The sequence below is a fragment of the Streptomyces sp. PH9007 genome, assembly GCF_059813725.1.
In genome coordinates this window covers 5,755,655-5,771,148 of the sequence record NZ_CM187440.1, presented here as the reverse complement: position 1 = coordinate 5,771,148, position 15,494 = coordinate 5,755,655, and the positions used below count along the sequence as shown (strand labels likewise).

General features: G+C 72.5%; 12 protein-coding genes. 5 read left to right on the top strand and 7 right to left on the bottom strand.

The genetic code is table 11. The annotated features are described in order from the left end of the window. Window positions 1-4 precede the first annotated feature (4 nt). Complete coding sequence (locus ACTFAP_RS26450; RefSeq protein WP_400009196.1) at window positions 5-1,198, bottom strand: ROK family transcriptional regulator; 1,194 nt, start codon at window positions 1,196-1,198, stop codon at window positions 5-7. Between the two features lie 299 nt (window positions 1,199-1,497). On the opposite strand from ACTFAP_RS26450, the gene ACTFAP_RS26445 reads away from it, so the two are divergent. Further along, window positions 1,498-2,415, top strand: coding sequence for a phosphatase PAP2 family protein (locus tag ACTFAP_RS26445; protein WP_495682644.1), 918 nt, complete (start codon window positions 1,498-1,500; stop codon window positions 2,413-2,415). Window positions 2,416-2,455: 40 nt separating this feature from the next. Here ACTFAP_RS26445 and ACTFAP_RS26440 read toward each other — a convergent pair whose 3' ends face one another. After that, a complete protein-coding gene (locus ACTFAP_RS26440; RefSeq protein WP_495682643.1) occupies window positions 2,456-3,649 on the bottom strand; it encodes an RtcB family protein in 1,194 nt (397 codons plus the stop codon). Between the two features lie 214 nt (window positions 3,650-3,863). Here ACTFAP_RS26440 and ACTFAP_RS26435 point away from each other — a divergent pair, with 214 nt between their 5' ends. From ACTFAP_RS26435 to ACTFAP_RS26425, 3 genes are all read left to right on the top strand, one after another. Then, on the top strand, window positions 3,864-5,060 hold the full coding sequence (locus ACTFAP_RS26435; RefSeq protein ID WP_495682642.1) for a transglycosylase family protein: 1,197 nt from the start codon (window positions 3,864-3,866) through the stop codon (window positions 5,058-5,060). A 185-nt stretch (window positions 5,061-5,245) separates the two neighbouring features. Then, window positions 5,246-6,058, top strand: a complete 813-nt coding sequence (locus tag ACTFAP_RS26430) for an SAM-dependent methyltransferase (RefSeq protein ID WP_390120623.1) — start codon at window positions 5,246-5,248, stop codon at window positions 6,056-6,058. Further along, a complete protein-coding gene (locus ACTFAP_RS26425; protein WP_495682641.1) occupies window positions 6,055-8,214 on the top strand; it encodes an EAL domain-containing protein in 2,160 nt (719 codons plus the stop codon). The genes ACTFAP_RS26430 and ACTFAP_RS26425 overlap by 4 nt, the downstream gene beginning before the upstream one ends. 36 nt (window positions 8,215-8,250) lie before the next feature. Here the strand turns inward: ACTFAP_RS26425 and ACTFAP_RS26420 are convergent, their stop codons facing one another. Then, a complete protein-coding gene (locus ACTFAP_RS26420; protein WP_500467612.1) occupies window positions 8,251-9,462 on the bottom strand; it encodes an anhydro-N-acetylmuramic acid kinase in 1,212 nt (403 codons plus the stop codon). A 119-nt stretch (window positions 9,463-9,581) separates the two neighbouring features. Here ACTFAP_RS26420 and metG point away from each other — a divergent pair, with 119 nt between their 5' ends. Continuing rightward, window positions 9,582-11,318, top strand: coding sequence for a methionine--tRNA ligase (metG, locus tag ACTFAP_RS26415; protein ID WP_390120614.1), 1,737 nt, complete (start codon window positions 9,582-9,584; stop codon window positions 11,316-11,318). Window positions 11,319-11,466: 148 nt separating this feature from the next. Here the strand turns inward: metG and ACTFAP_RS26410 are convergent, their stop codons facing one another. The 4 genes from ACTFAP_RS26410 to ACTFAP_RS26395 form a co-directional block, all read right to left on the bottom strand. After that, window positions 11,467-13,887, bottom strand: a complete 2,421-nt coding sequence (locus tag ACTFAP_RS26410) for an ATP-binding protein (protein ID WP_500467611.1) — start codon at window positions 13,885-13,887, stop codon at window positions 11,467-11,469. Between the two features lie 200 nt (window positions 13,888-14,087). After that, window positions 14,088-14,705: a GTP-binding protein gene (locus tag ACTFAP_RS26405; RefSeq protein ID WP_030731569.1), complete on the bottom strand. Its 618-nt coding sequence runs from the start codon at window positions 14,703-14,705 to the stop codon at window positions 14,088-14,090. Beyond that, on the bottom strand, window positions 14,683-15,057 hold the full coding sequence (locus tag ACTFAP_RS26400) for a DUF742 domain-containing protein (protein WP_390120608.1): 375 nt from the start codon (window positions 15,055-15,057) through the stop codon (window positions 14,683-14,685). Before ACTFAP_RS26400 ends, ACTFAP_RS26405 begins: the two co-directional genes overlap by 23 nt. Window positions 15,058-15,061: 4 nt before the next feature. After that, window positions 15,062-15,481, bottom strand: a complete 420-nt coding sequence (locus ACTFAP_RS26395) for a roadblock/LC7 domain-containing protein (protein WP_390121324.1) — start codon at window positions 15,479-15,481, stop codon at window positions 15,062-15,064. Window positions 15,482-15,494: the final 13 nt, after the last annotated feature.

The following is a 15,494-nucleotide window of genomic DNA, read 5'->3' as shown; positions in this document are numbered from 1 at the left end:
CCGGTCAATGGGGCGCGGGCGGGTAGCTGAAGAGGTGGTCGCTGATGAGCCGGGCGGCTCCGATGACCCCGGCGACGGGGCCGAGTTCGCCCAGCACGATGGGGAGGTTGCCGGTGGCCAGCGGCAGGGACTGCCGGTAGACCTGGGTGCGGATGGCGGCCAGCAGGGTGTGGCCGAGACCGGTCACCCCGCCGCCGATCACCACCAGCGCGGGGTTGAAGAAGCTGACCAGGGCGGCGATCACATCGCCGGTGCGCAGGCCGCCGAGCCGGATGAGTTCGATGGCCGCGGTGTCCCCCGCGCTCGCCGCCGCGGCCACGTCCGCCGCGTCCAGCGTGCCGCGCTCCGCCAGGATGGCGGCCAGCGCCGGGGAGTGGCCCGCCCTGGCGGCGGCCTCGGCGTCGCCGGCCAGGGCGGCGCCGCCGAAGTACGCCTCCAGGCAGCCCCGGTTGCCGCACGGGCAGGGCCGGCCGTCCTGTTCGACCTGGATGTGGCCGATGTCCCCGGCGCTGCCGGTGGCGCCGCGGTGCACCCGGCCGTCCACCACGATGCCGCAGCCGATGCCGGTGCCGATCTTGACGCAGATGAAGTCCCGTACGGAGCGGGCGACTCCGGCGTGCCGTTCGCCCAGCGCCATCAGGTTCACGTCGTTGTCGGCCATGACCGGGCAGCCCAGTTCCTGCCCCAGGGCCTCGCGGACCGGGAATCCGTCCCAGCCGGGCATGATCGGCGGGGCCACCGGCGTCCCCTCGGGATGGCGCACCGGTCCCGGCAGGCCGATCCCGGCGCCGTCGAAGGCCGCGCCGCCGGTGGCGGTGCGCAGTTCGGCGGCCAGCGCCAGCACCTGTTCGAGGACGGCCACCGGCCCGTCCCGGACGTCGACGGGGCGGGTGCGGTGGGCGAGAATCTCCAACTCGGGTCCGGTCACCGCGACATCCACCGAGGTGGCGCCGAGGTCCACACCGAGGAACCGCAAGTGTGGGGTCAGCCGCACATTGTGTGAGGGACGGCCACCACGGGACGCGGCCAGGCCGTCGGCGGCCACCAGACCGGTGGCCAGCAGCCGGTCCAGTTCCACCGCCAGCCGGGAACGGGAGAGTTCGACCCGCTCGCCCAGCTGGGCCCGGGAGGCGGGACCGCTGTCGCGCAGCAGCCGCAGCAGCCGCGCCTGGTGGGCGTTGGCGGGCCGGGCCGTCATACGCTTCACGAACCCTCCCGCCGTGGTCGGCCACCGGTGCCCCGGGCGGCGGCCGGCCGCCGGGCTTCGGTGGGGAACGTAACAGCGCGGAGGGGCGACGGGAAGAAGTTCGGCAAAGTTCGGTCCACCTTTTTCCTGTTCCTGGACAAAGTCTGGCGCGACAAACCGCACGGCCCCCGTTACGGGCCGTGCGGAACGCCTAGACTGCCCGATCCAGGAACACCCGAGCGACACACGGCCCAGGGACCCGTCGTGCCGTCGCGCACCACCTCCGTCACTTCTCCCCTCGGGACCGCCCCATGCGAAGCAGTACCCAGGTGCTCAAGCGGGCGGCGACCGCGTGGAAGCGAGAACCGACCGCGCCCACGCCACGTCCGCCGCTGATCAGGGAGCTGCTGCTCCTGACCGTGCTCTATCTCGGGTACAAGTTCGGCAGACGGGCGGCCAACGGCCAGTTCAGCGAGGCGTACCAGAACGCCGAACGGGTCTGGGACCTCGAACGCGCCCTGCGCATGCCCGACGAGGCGTGGGTGCAGTCGGTGATGATGCACTTCGAGCCGGTGATCCGGTCCATCAACATCTACTACGCCACCGTCCACTTCCCGGCCACCGTCGCGTTCATCATCTGGATGTACTGGCGCCGCCCCGGCTTCTACGTGTGGATCCGCTGGGTGCTGGTGTGGCTCACCGGCGCCGGCCTGGTGCTGCATCTGCTGGTGCCGCTGGCCCCGCCCCGGCTGTACAAAGTCAGCGGACTGGTGGACACCAGCGCCGTGTTCGGGCCCTCGGTGTACGCCAGCAAGCCGGACCCCAACTCGCTGGCCAACCAGTTCGCCGCCATGCCCTCGCTGCACGTCGGCTGGTCGATCCTCATCGCCGTCGGGCTGATCGTGGCCACCCGCACCCGCTGGCGCTGGCTGTGGCTGCTGCACCCGCTGATCACCGGCACGGCGGTGGTGGCCACCGGCCACCACTACTGGCTGGACGGCATGGTGGCCGCCTTCTTCCTCGGCGTCATCCTGCTGGTGCTGCGTCCGCCGCGCGCCTCGCTCGCCGCGGCGGTCCGGACGCCGCTGACCCTGTGGCGGCCCGCGACCGAGCCGGACCGGCCGCCGGGGGCGGCGGCCCCGGTGCGGCCCGTGCCCGAACGCGAGGGAGCCGCCGGCGCGGAGCCCTCCGCCGCGCGGCCGGCGGATCTGGCCCACCGGGACGGCTGAGCCGGTACGCACCGGTCCAGCGCGGGTGGTGTGCGCGGGGTCAGCCCTTGACGCACACCACCTGCTTCAGCTCGGCCACCACCTCGACCAGGTCCCGCTGGGCGTCGATGACCTGCTCGATCGGCTTGTAGGCGCCGGGGATCTCATCCACGACCCCGCTGTCCTTGCGGCACTCCACGCCCTGGGTCTGCTCGGCCAGATCCCGCGTGGTGAACCGCTTCTTCGCCTGGTTGCGGCTCATCCGCCGCCCCGCGCCGTGCGAGGCGGACTGGAAGGAGGCCGGATTCCCGAGCCCCTTCACGATGTACGAGCCGGTGCCCATCGAGCCGGGGATGATCCCGAACTCGCCGCTGCCCGCCCGGATCGCCCCCTTGCGGGTGACCAGCAGGTCCATGCCGTCGTAGCGTTCCTCGGCCACATAGTTGTGATGGCACGAGATGGTGTCGCCGAACGTGGGCTTCGCCTTCTTGAACTCCTTGATGATCACGGTGCGCAGCAGCCCCATCATCACCTCACGGTTGCGCCGGGCGTACTCCTGCGCCCAGAACAAGTCGTGCCGGTAGGCGGCCATCTGCGGGGTGTCCGCGACGAACACCGCCAGATCGCGATCCACGAGTCCCTGGTTGTGCGGCAGCTTCTGGGCCTGTCCGATGTGGAAGTCGGCCAGTTCCTTGCCGATATTGCGGGATCCGGAGTGCAGCATCAGCCATACCGCGCCATTCGTATCTACGCATACTTCGATAAAATGATTGCCGCCTCCCAGCGATCCCATCTGCTGCCCGGCCCGTTCCCGCCGGAATCGGACCTGCTGGGCGATGCCGTCGAAGCGGTCCCAGAAATCGTCCCAGCCCGCGCCAGGCAGTCCGTAGATCTTCGCCGGATCCACCGGTTCCTTGTGCAGACCGAATCCGACCGGGATCGACTGTTCGATGCGCGAACGGAGCCGGGAGAGATCGCCCGGCAGATCGTTCGCGGTCAGCGAGGTCTTCACCGCCGTCATCCCGCAGCCGATGTCGACGCCCACCGCGGCCGGGCAGACCGCCCCGCGCATCGCGATGACCGAACCGACCGTGGCGCCCTTTCCGAAGTGCACATCGGGCATCACGGCCAGACCCTCGATCCACGGAAGCGTCGCCACATTCTGGAGCTGACGCATCGCCTGGTCCTCGACGGTCGCCGGATCGGCCCACATCCGGATCGGAACACGGGCGCCCGGCACTTCGGTGTAGCTCATGATTTCCCCATTCCCCCTGGTGATCATCGGATTTCATTGTCGCGGTCTCACCCGGCACAGGGGCAACCGGTTTTACCGGCGCCGGGGCGGGGCAACTGACTCCCCTTGTGATGTCGGAGAGCGGACCTCTATGGTTGAGCCGCCACAACCGCCTTGATCAGAACGTGATCTGAGGACGCGTCACTCGATCAGCAGGCCAAGGAGGGATCCGCCCATGGCCAGTCATGGACGCCATCGCCGCTACAAGCCGAGCACGGTCTCCCGCGCATCGCTGACCGTCACGGCGGGCGGCGCCGGCCTCGCACTGCCGCTGATCAGTGCCGCGACCGCCGAGGCCGCCTCGGTGGAGACCTGGGACCAGGTGGCCGAGTGCGAGAGCAGCGGCCAGTGGGACATCGACACGGGCAACGGGTACTTCGGCGGCCTCCAGTTCAAGCAGAGCACCTGGGAGGCGTTCGGCGGCACCGCGTACGCCGCCCGCGCCGACCAGGCCACCAAGGACCAGCAGATAGCCGTCGCCGAGAAGGTCCTGGAGGGCCAGGGCCCCGGCGCCTGGCCCACCTGCTCCGAGCGGGCCGGCCTCACCCGGGGCGGGGACGCCCCGCGGATCTCCCCGGACGGCGGCGCCGGCGAGCAGGTCGCGGAGCGCGCCGAGGAGCGCGCCGAGCCCGCACCCCAGGTGCGGACCCAGGCCGCCGGCCAGGTCCGCACCGAGACCGCCGACCCGTACGAGGTGGTCCGCGGCGACACGCTCTCCGCGATCGCCCGCAGCCACGAGGTGACGGGCGGCTGGCAGTCGCTGTACGACCTCAACCGGGAGGTCATCGGCGGCAACCCCGACCTGATCTACCCGGGCCAGCGGCTCTCCCTGGCCGGTGGCGGCGCCACCGAGGCCCCCGAGCGGGCCCGCGAGACCCCGCCCGAGCAGGCGGCCGAGCCGGAACCGGCCCCCGCCCCCACGCCGGAGCCCGAGCCCGAGCCGGAACCCGCGCCCGCTCCCGAGACGGCCGCGTTCTCCTCCCCGGTGGACGCCTCCACCGGCACGGCGTACCGCACCACCGGCAGCCTGTGGTCCCGTGGCTACCACACCGGGGTCGACTTCCCGGTGTCCACCGGCACCTCGGTCAAGTCCGTCACGCAGGGCACGGTGGTCTCCGCCGGCTGGGGGGGCTCCTTCGGCTACGAGGTCATCGTCAAACACACGGACGGCAAATACAGCCAGTACGCGCATCTGTCACAGATCTCGGTGTCCGCGGGACAGCCGGTCAGCGGCGGACAGCAGCTGGGCCGGGCCGGCTCCACCGGAAATTCCACCGGACCGCATCTGCACTTCGAGATCCGCACCGGACAGGGCTTCGGCACGGATATCGACCCCATCGGCTATCTGCGCGGCAACGGCGTCACTCTCTGAGGCATTCCACAGGGTGCTGGTGTGCGATGGCACACCAGCACCCTGTGGAAACCGGACAGATGCTCTGCTAACCACCCAGAATGAGGAAGTCACCGTTCCGTTTTCTTCCCTCCGCCGCCATCGGGTCAGTACCCTCGTCACCCCGAGGCCAATTCCGGCATATGCGGGAGACATTGGAGACGTCGATGGAACGACCCGCCTGGGCGCCGCAGGGCATCGATCTGTCCGTGCCGAGTGTTTCCCGCATGTATGACTTCTATCTCGGTGGTTCGCACAACTTCGAGGCGGACCGGATCGCCGCCCGCGCGGCGATCGAGGCGTTTCCCGGACTCCCCAAAATCATGCAGACCAATCGCGCCTTTATGCGGCGCGCCGTGCGGTACGCCCTGTCCGCGGGCGTGACCCAGTTCCTCGACATCGGCTCGGGGATCCCCACCTTCGGCGCCGTCCACGAGGTCGCCCGCGCGGCGGATGAACGGGCCACGGTGGTCTATGTCGACAACGACCCGGTCGCCGTCGCCCACAGCCGCGCCGTGCTGGAGGGCCAGGACGGCACGGGCGTGGTCGCCGGCGACTTCCGCGACCCGGCCGCCATCCTGCGCAGCGAGCCGGTACGCGAACTGATCGACTTCGACCGCCCGGTGGCCGTGCTGCTGGTGGCGCTGCTGCACTTCGTCGACGACGGCGACGAGCCAGTGGCGGCCGTGGCCCGGCTGCGCCGGGCCCTGGCCCCCGGGAGCCTGCTGGTGCTCAGCCACGCCTCCACCGACACCGGGCCGCGTACCGCCGAGCAGGGCGCCCGGATCGCCGAGGTCTACCGGCGCGGCGGCGCCTCCCTGACGCTGCGCTCGCGCGAGGCCATACTGCCGTTCTTCGACGGCTTCGACCTGCTGGCGCCGGGCCTGGTCGCGCTGCCCGACTGGCACCCGGAAGAGCCGGTCGACGAGGACGATCCGGTGGTCTACACCGGCCTGGCCGGGGTGGGGCGCGCCGCGTGAGAACTCCGCAGGCCGGTCCGCCCGGCACCCCGCACGAGCCGGAACCGCCCGCCGACGGCCTGCGCCGCTTCGCGCGCATCTGGTGCCGCGCCGTCTATCCGGCCACGGCCACCTCCCTCACCCGCCCCGAGTTCGAGGAGCTGCTGCTGGGGCTGGCCGGCACCCTGGCCGAGGCGCTGCGCGCCCGGCCCTTCGACCCGGCCCGCGGGCGCGAGGTCGGCGAGGCACTGGTCGCCGCGCACTGCACGGACCCGGACTCGCTGCCCCGGATCCTGGGGGTGCTGGACGCCTATCTGCTGCTGTACTGCGCGGATGTCGCGGACCTGCCTGCGGATGAGGCCCGTATCCGCTGCACCCGGCTCCAGCACGCCATGGCGGCCGGCTTCTCCCGGGCGCTGCAGGCCCGTACCCGGCGCGAGCAGGAAGCGCTGTCGCAGGCCGCGATCACCGCCCAGCGGGAGATCGGGGCGGCGCTGCACGAGAGCGAGACGCGCTTCCGCACGGTGTTCTCCGAGGCGGGTCTGGGCATCGGCATCGCCGACATGGACGGGAACATCCTCAACGTCAACAGCGCCCTGACCCGGATGTTCGGCGGCTCCGAGTACCACGTGCGCAGCCGTAACGTCCTGGAGCTGGGCCATCCCGAGGACGCCCCCGAGGTGTGGCGGATGCAGGGTGAGCTGATGCGCGGGGAGCGCGAGCACTTCCAGGCGGAGAAGCCGTACCACCGCTCGGACGGCACCGTGCTGTGGACCAATCTGACGGTCTCCCTGCTGCGCGACTCCGAGGGCCGGCCGCAGTACATGCTGGCGATGCTGGAGGACGTCACCGAGCGCCGGCTGTTCCAGCTGCGGCTGCGGTACCAGGCCACGCACGACGCGCTGACCGACCTGCCCAACCGGGCACTGTTCTTCGAGCGGCTGGAGCAGGCGCTGTCGCCGGGCTCGTCCGCCGCCCGGATCGGCCTGTGCTACCTGGACCTGGACGGTTTCAAGGCGGTCAACGACAGCCTGGGGCACGCGGTGGGCGATCAGCTCCTGATCGCGGTGGCCGAGCGGCTGCAGAGCCGGATCAGCGGTCCGGGCCGGCTGCTGGCGCGTATCGGCGGCGACGAGTTCGTGGCGCTGGTCATCGATCCGCCGTCGCCGGCCGCCGTCACCGAGGTGGCCGAGCGGGCGCTGGCCGCGCTGTCGGCGCCGGTGGAGGTGGCCGGCCGGGAGCTGCTGGTACGGGCGAGCATCGGCGTGGTGGAGGGCGCCACCGGCGAGCTGAGCTCGTCGGAGATGCTGCGCAGCGCGGACATCACGATGTACCGGGCGAAGGCGCAGGGCGGCAACCGGTACGCGCTGGCCGACCCCGATCGGGACGCGCGGGCGATCAGCAGGCACCATCTGACCCACCATCTGCCGGCCGCGCTCAAGGGCAGCGAGTTCTTCATCGAGTACCAGCCGCTGATCACCATGAGCGACGGCTCGTTGGAGGGGGCGGAGGCGCTGGTGCGCTGGAGCCATCCCCGGCACGGGGTGCTCGGGCCCGACCGGTTCATCCCGCTGGCCGAGCACACCGGGCTGATCGTGCCGCTGGGCCGGTGGGTGCTCCAGGAGGCGGTGCGGCAGGCCTGCGAGTGGCAGGTGCGCGGCATCGGCGGGGCGCGCCCGCTGCGGGTGAACGTGAATCTGTCGCCGCGCCAACTGCACCATCCGGAGCTGGTCGAGGACACGGTGGCGGTGCTGGAGGAGGCGGGGCTGCCGCCCAGCTCGCTGTGTCTTGAGGTGACCGAGTCCGCGATGGTCTCGGCGGACGACCAGGAGCTGAAGCCGCTGCGGCAGCTGGCGGAGCTGGGGGTCGGCATCGCGCTGGACGACTTCGGCACCGGGTACTCCAACCTCGCCAATCTGCGCTACCTGCCGGCCAGCACGCTGAAGCTGGACCGGTCCTTCACGCAGGGGCTCCAGCATCAGCCGGCCGATCCGGTGGATCTGAAGATCGTGGAGTCGATCGTCTCGCTGGCGCACACCCTTCAGCTGTCGGTGACGGTGGAGGGTGTGGAGACGCAGGCGCAGGCGCGGCAGTTGCGGGACCTGGGCTGTGATTCGGCGCAGGGCTGGTACTACGCGCGCCCCGGCCCGCCGGAGCGGCTGCCCGAGGCGGTCTGAGGGGCCCGCCGGCCCGCCGGGGGTCGTGGCGGGGCCTCAGTCCCCGCGTTCGATGACCAGGCGGTGCGGTGTGCCGCGGTGCGGTGCGGGCAGCCGCAGGGGCCGCTTGCCCGGGGTCCAGGAGCCCAGGACGGCCGGGGCGCTCGCTCCGGTGGCGGAGGGCCGGGTGCCGGGCAGGCCGTGGGCGCCGAGGAAGCCGAGCAGGGCGAACAGGTACGCCTCCTTGGCCTGGGCGGGCAGCCCGTGGTCGTCGCTGGTGCTGAGCACCGCGGGGGCGGCGGACGCGCGGATGCGGTCCATCAGCACGGGGTTGCGGGCGCCCCCGCCGGACACCACCAGTTCGGTGAGCCGGTGGGTGCGGCAGGCCGTGCCCACCAGGCGGGCGGTCAGCTCGGTGAGGGTGGCCACCAGATCGTCGCCCGCCGGGTCGCCGGGTCGCAGTACGGAGGCCGGGTAGCCGGGGTGGAAGAGTTCCTTGCCGGTGGATTTGGGGGGCGGCAGCCGGTAGTAGGGCTCAGCCAGCAGCCGTTCCAGCAGCCCGGGGTGGACCCGGCCGCGGGCGGCCCGTGCGCCGCCGGTGTCCATCCGCTCCGCTCCCCCGCTGTCGGCGGTGACCACCGCGTCGATGAGGGCGTTGGCCGGCCCCAGGTCGTACGCGATCACCTGCCGCGGCGCGCCGGCCGGGCCCGGCACGGTGATGTTGGCGATCCCGCCGAGGTTGAGCGCGCCGCGCCGGGTGCCGTCGCCGAGCAGCCACAGGTCGTCCAGCAGGGACACCAGCGGGGCACCCTGGCCCCCCAGGGTGAGGTCGGCGGTGCGCAGGTCGGAGAGTACGGGCAGGGAGGTGGCGCGGGCGATCCAGGCGGCGGCGCCCAGTTGCAGGGTGCCCAGGGCCCGGCCGTCCTCCACCCAGTGGTAGACGGTCTGGCCGTGCGAGGCCACCAGGTCCGCGGTGCCGCCGGTCAGCTCCGTGTCGGCGCGGGCGGCCACCGCGCCGAAGAACTGGCCCAGTGCGGTGTCGAGGCGGCACACCTGGGCCAGGTCGGTGCGGGCGGGCGGCAGCACGGCGGCGATCTGGGCGCGCAGCGGGCCGGGGAACGGCTCGCTGTGCAGTCCCAGCGGGCGCAGGGCGATGGTGTGCGGGTCCAGGAAGCGCAGCCGGGCGGCGGCCACGTCCACGGCGTCGTGCGAGGTGCCGCTGAGCATGCCGAGTACGGTCTGCGGACGGGCGGGTTCCATGGCGGTCATGGTGCCGGAAATCCGGTGCGGAGGGCAGTCCGGCCGTCGGTAGGATTGACGGCAGTCGACCCGCTGAATCTCGTCACGTCCCGTGACCGATCCACCTCTCACCATTGGAGCATCCGAGGATGACCCGACACCTCATCACCAGTGCGCTGCCGTACATCAACGGGATCAAGCACCTGGGGAACATGGTCGGCTCGATGCTCCCGGCGGATGTGTACTCCCGTTATCTGCGGCAGCGCGGCCACGAGGTGCTGTACATCTGCGCCACCGACGAGCACGGCACCCCGGCCGAGCTGGCCGCCAAGACGGCGGGGCTGCCGGTGGCCGAGTTCTGCGCCCGCCAGCACGACGCGCAGAAGGCGGTGTACGACGGTTTCGGTCTGTCCTTCGACTACTTCGGCCGCACCTCCTCGGCGCAGAACATCGAGATCACCCAGCACTTCGCGCGGCAGCTGAAGGCCAACGGCTTCATCGAGGAGCGTTCCACCCGCCAGGTGTACTCGCTGGCGGACGAGCGGTTCCTGCCCGACCGCTACATCGTGGGCACCTGCCCGTTCTGCGGTTACGAGGCGGCGCGCGGCGACCAGTGCGAGAACTGCACCCGGGTGCTGGACCCCACCGATCTGCTCAACCCGCGCTCGGCGGTCTCCGGCAGCACCGAGCTGGAGATCCGTGAGACCACGCATCTGTTCCTGCTCCAGTCGAAGCTGGAGGGCGAGGTCGAGGCGTTCGTCGACGAGGCGGGCAAGGAGTGGCCGGTGCTGGCCTCCTCCATCGCCCGCAAGTGGCTGACCGAGGGGCTGCACGACCGGGCGATCACCCGCGACCTGGAGTGGGGGGTCCCGGTGCCGGCCGACGTGTGGCCGGAGCTGGCCGCCGAGGGCAAGGTCTTCTACGTCTGGTTCGACGCGCCGATCGGGTACATCGGTGCCACCAAGGAGTGGGCGGACGCGGCCGGGGACGGCGAGAGCCGCGACTGGCGCTCGTGGTGGTTCGGTACGGGTACCGGCGCGGACGAGGCCGGCTCGGTGCGGTACACCGAGTTCATGGCCAAGGACAACGTGCCCTTCCACACGGTGATGTTCCCGGCCACCGAGCTGGGCACCCGGGAGCCGTGGAAGAAGGTCGACTACGTCAAGGCGTTCAACTGGCTGACGTACTACGGCGGGAAGTTCTCCACCTCGCAGAACCGCGGCATCTTCATCGACGACGCGCTGGAGCTGCTGCCCGCCGACTACTGGCGGTACTTCCTGATGGCGAGCGCCCCCGAGTCGGACGACGCCTCGTTCTCCTGGGAGCACTTCTCCGCGATCGTCAACAAGGACCTGGCGGACACCCTGGGCAACTTCGTCAACCGCGTGCTGACGTTCTCGCGCAAGCGGTTCGGTGACGAGGTGCCGGCCGGGCACGCGGCCGGGGAGGCCGAGGCCCGCCTGGGCGCGGAGGTGGCCCGGCTGCTGGCCGAGTACGAGGAGCACCTGGAGGCGCTCCAGTTCCGCAAGGCGACCTTCGCGCTGCGCGCCCTGTGGAGCGCGGGCAACTCCTACCTGGAGGAGAAGGCCCCCTGGCTGGAGATCAAGAGCGACCCGGAGGCGGCGGCGCTGACGCTGCGCACCGCGATGAACCTGATCCAGCTGTACGCGGTGGTCTCCGAGCCGGTCATCCCGGCCTCGGCCGCCGTGCTGCGCTCGGTGTTCGGCGTCGCGGACGCCGGGAGCTGGGTGACGCCGGAGCAGGCCACCGCGCTGGACACGATCACGGCGGGTACCGCGTTCACGGTGCCCCCGGTGCTGTTCGCCAAGATCACCGAGGATGATCTGGCGGGCTACCGGGAGCGCTTCGGCGGCGCCGAGGAGTAGGAGCGGCAGGCTCCACGTACGGGCGCCGCCCGCCGGACCGGGGGAAGGTCCGGCGGGCGGCGCCGTGCTGTAGGGCGGGGTCGTCCGTACCGCACGGGTCGCGGCCGACGGCGCGGCCGGGCGGGGGTGAGGTGACCCACGGCCTGTGTCAGGATTCCGGCCGGGTGTAGGGGATCACGCACCCGATCTCGCACGGATCCATGCCGGGCCCGGGTTCGTACGTGTACATGGCGGTGTTGCCGGTGCCGTCGGTGGTCACGGTGAGCGTGCCGTCCCCGAGAGGGGCGCAGTCCCTGGGGTCGAACAGGGCCATGGGGCCGGAGATCTCGTGGTCGTGGCCGGTGAGGGCGACCTCCGTGAGACCGCACAGGTGGTTCGGGTTCACCAAGGTGTAGGAACCGGAGCCGTTCGAGATGATCTCCACCTCCTGCCCGATCGGGTCGAGCCAGGTGCCGACCAGGCCGCCGCCGGACGGTTCGGCCGCCGCCCCGCCACCCCCGGACGATCCGGCCGCCGCTTCCCCACCCCCGGACGACTCGGCTGCCGCCCCGCCGCCCCCGGATGATTCGGCCGCCGGCTCGTCGCCGCCGAGGACGCCGGTACCGATGGCGACGGCGCCCGCCACCACCAGCACAACGCCCGCGAACACCCCCAGCAGTGCCGCCCCGGAGACCCCGGCCCCCACCGTGGCCGCGCCGACGGGGCCACCCCCGGCCGCCGTCGCGCTCTGGGCGGAGGCGGGCCCCGCCGCCCCGCCGGAGGGTGTGCCGCCCCAGCCCGCTTCGGTGGAGGCGGGCGCCTGCGCCCCGGACCCGTCCGGGACGGGGGTGGGCCAGGGATCGCCGGGAGCCTGGCCCCAGGAGGGGCCGGCGTCCGGAAAGCCGGTCCCGGCCCCGTCGGCCGGGAGGCCGCCGACCGCCTCCGCCATGTGCGCCGCCACGTCGAAGTCCGGCAGCGGCTCGCCCGGTACCTCCGGGCCGGTCGGTCCGCCCGGGCCGCCCGCCGGCGGATCCGACGGCGCCGGCTGCTGCGGGATCAGGCCCTCGGGTGCCTCCGCCCCGGGGGCGGGAGCGGGCGGCGGGTCCGGCATCAGCGGCTGCGCCGCGTCCGATCCCGGCACCTCCCGCACCAGCCAGGCCGCCTCGGCCACCAGCGCCGCCGAGAGGACCCGCTTGCCCAGCAGCAGGGTGCGTACCGCCTCCTCGCGAAGGAAATGGGCCTCGGCCCGCCGGTCTCCCGAGTGCCGGGCCGCCGCCCAGCCACGGCCCAGCAGCCTGCCCCAGGCACCGAAGCGCAGCGAGGTGGCGAGGGCCGCAGCGGTGGCGCGGGCGAGCCCGATGGCGAGGTCGGGCCGTCCGGCGCGCTCCGCGAGCGCGACGAGGTGTTCGAGCAGCGCCCCGTGCTCGGCGATCTGCTGTGCGGTGGTGGAGGGGTGGGCGACCCAGGAGGCGAAGTGGTCGCTGAGCCGGTCGGCGGGGAACGGTCCGGGGAAACGGCCCCGCACCGCGCCCAGGACGCCGGACGCCAGGCGGTAGCCGTCCGCGCTCTCCTGCACCAGGCCGAGATCGACGAGCCGTTCGGCCGCCGCGCCCGGATCGGCCGCCGCGATCAGCCCGCCGAGGTGCACGGTGGGAATCTCGCAGTCGTCGAGGGTGGCCAGCACCCGCAGGATGCTCAGGCCGGTCCCGTCGAGCCGGTCGAGCAGCGCGGGCAGCAGTGCGGTGATCTCGGCGGGCAACGGCAGACGTAGGCCACCGTCCGGGTCGGTCCCGGCGAGCCCCGCCGCCCACAACAGCGGCAGCGGCAGCCCTTCGGTGGCCAGCCACAGGCGGTCGGCCCCGCCCCGTTCCCCGGCCGGCAGGGGATGTCCGGTGGCCCGGGCGAGGAGGTCGGCGGCGCCGTCCCGGCTCAGGCCCTTCACCTCCACGGCGGTTCCCTCGTCCCACAGGATCCGCTCCCGGCCCGCGAGCACGAACGTCAGGTCGGGGGCGGCGTCCATCAGCTGGGCGAGCCCGTCCGCGCGGAGCGTGACGTTGTCGAGGTAGACGGTGCCGCGTACGCCCGTCATCAGCAGCCGCAGTTCCGTGGGGGTCGGCGCGTGACCCGGCGCGTCGTAGAACGCCTCGAAGATCTCCTGGGCCAGATCGCGCGGATCGTGGTGGGTGCGGCCTAGGAAGAGCACGCCGTCGGGGCCGGGGTCGACGAGGCGGGCGGCGTGCCGCAGCAGGGTGCTCTTGCCGCTGCCCGGCGCGCCCCAGAGCTGTACGGGGCCTCCCTCCCCCACCGCGCGGACGAGTGCGGCCAGTTCGGCGGTGCGGCCGACCGGTTCGCGCTGCTGACGGGGCAGCAGCCGGACGTTCTCGCGCCGTACCGGGGCGGGCCGCTGACGCGGCATCTGCACGGTGACGGTCGAACCGTGCTGAGCGTCGACGATCAGGTTGTGGTGGCCGGCGATGACGGGTCCGGCCGCGTCGCCGGTGATGCCGATCCGGTAGGTGCCCCCGTTTCCCGGCGCCGGCCCGGTCCCGGATTCCGGGTGATCCGCCCCCGGTTCCCGTGTTCCGCTCATGTCACCTGTCCCCCTTCCGGTGGCCGGCGCCACTGTCCGGGCGCCGGGGAGCGAACGCTAACAACGGCGCTTCGCCGGCATGCCGTAGAAAGACGGGAAGCCCGGCGTTCGGCAGCCACGACCTGACACCGCCCCCTCCCGGGCCGGGGCTCGCACCGCCCGCCGGCCCCGGGTCGGGAGCCGGCGGGCGGTGCGCCGGGTCAGGGGCGTACGCCGGAGGGCTGCGGCCGTGCGTCGTCGGCCGGCCGGGGGCCGCGCGCGTCGATCAGATGCTGGATGAGGGTGACCAGGACCTGGGTGCCGGAGGCGGACTGCCGGGCGTCGCACAGCACGATGGGCACCTGCGGATTGAGGTCCATGGCGGCGCGGATCTCGGGGACGGCGTACCGGTGCGCGCCGTCGAACTCGTTGACGGCGACGACGAAGCCGACGCCGCGCCGCTCGAAGAAGTCCACCGCGGGGAAGCTCTCCTCCAGGCGCCGGGTGTCGGCCAGCACCACGGCGCCCAGCGCGCCGTGGCACAGCTCGTTCCACATGAACCAGAACCGCTCCTGCCCCGGGGTGCCGAACAGGTACAGCACATGGTGGTTGTCCAGGGTGATCCGGCCGAAGTCCATGGCGACGGTGGTGGAGGTCTTGCGCTCGACGCCCTCCAGATTGTCGGTGGCGGCGCTCACCTCGGTGAGGATCTCCTCGGTGCTGAGCGGCTCGATCTCGCTGACGGCACCCACGAAGGTGGTCTTGCCGACTCCGAATCCGCCCGCGATGAGGATCTTCACCGCCGTGGGGAAGGGGTCACAGCCGTTTGCGGAGTCCATGCAGGACCGCCTCCAACAGGTCTTTGTCCAGGGGTTGGTGGGGCGCCAGTTCGGGGGCCCGGGTGGTGACCGCGCCGCGTTCCAGCAGGTCGGACAGCAGCACCTTGGTGAGGGTGACGGGCAGCCGGACGTGTGCGGCGAGTTCGGCGACCGAGACGGGGCGGCGGCACAGCGCCAGCATCTGGTCGTGCTCGGGCACCGCCGGGCCGCGCACATCGGCGCCGGTGGCCCGTACCAGCGTCATCAGATCCAGCTCCGCGGCGGGCCTGGTGCGGCCACCGGTGGCGGTGAAGGGGCGCACCAGGGCGCCCGCGTCGTCGTCGAGCCAGGGCTCCGGTCGGGGTTCTGGCATCGGGTCACTGTCCCGCCGGCTGCCGGGGCGCGGTGCCCAGGGCCGGACGTACGCTCTTGACCAGCATGGCCATCTCGTAGCCGAGCACGGCCGGATCGGCCTCCCGGGCGGCGATGACGGCCAGGCAGGCGCCGGAGCCCGCGCTGGAGACGAACAGCAGCGTGTGTTCGATCTCCACGACGACCTGGCGTACCTCGCCGGGATCGCCGAAGCGGGTTCCGGCGCTGCGGGCGAGCCCGTACAGACCGGCGGCGAGGGCGGCCAGATGGTCGGCGCCGGACGATTCCAGGCCGTGGGCGGCGGTCACCAGCCCGTCGATGGACAGCAGTACGGCGCTGCGCGCGTGCGGCACCCGCTCGACGAGGCCGCTCAGCAGCCAGGACAGATCGGTCTCCGCCGGGCCCAGGGGCGCTTCGCTCACCATGGTCGTGTCGTTC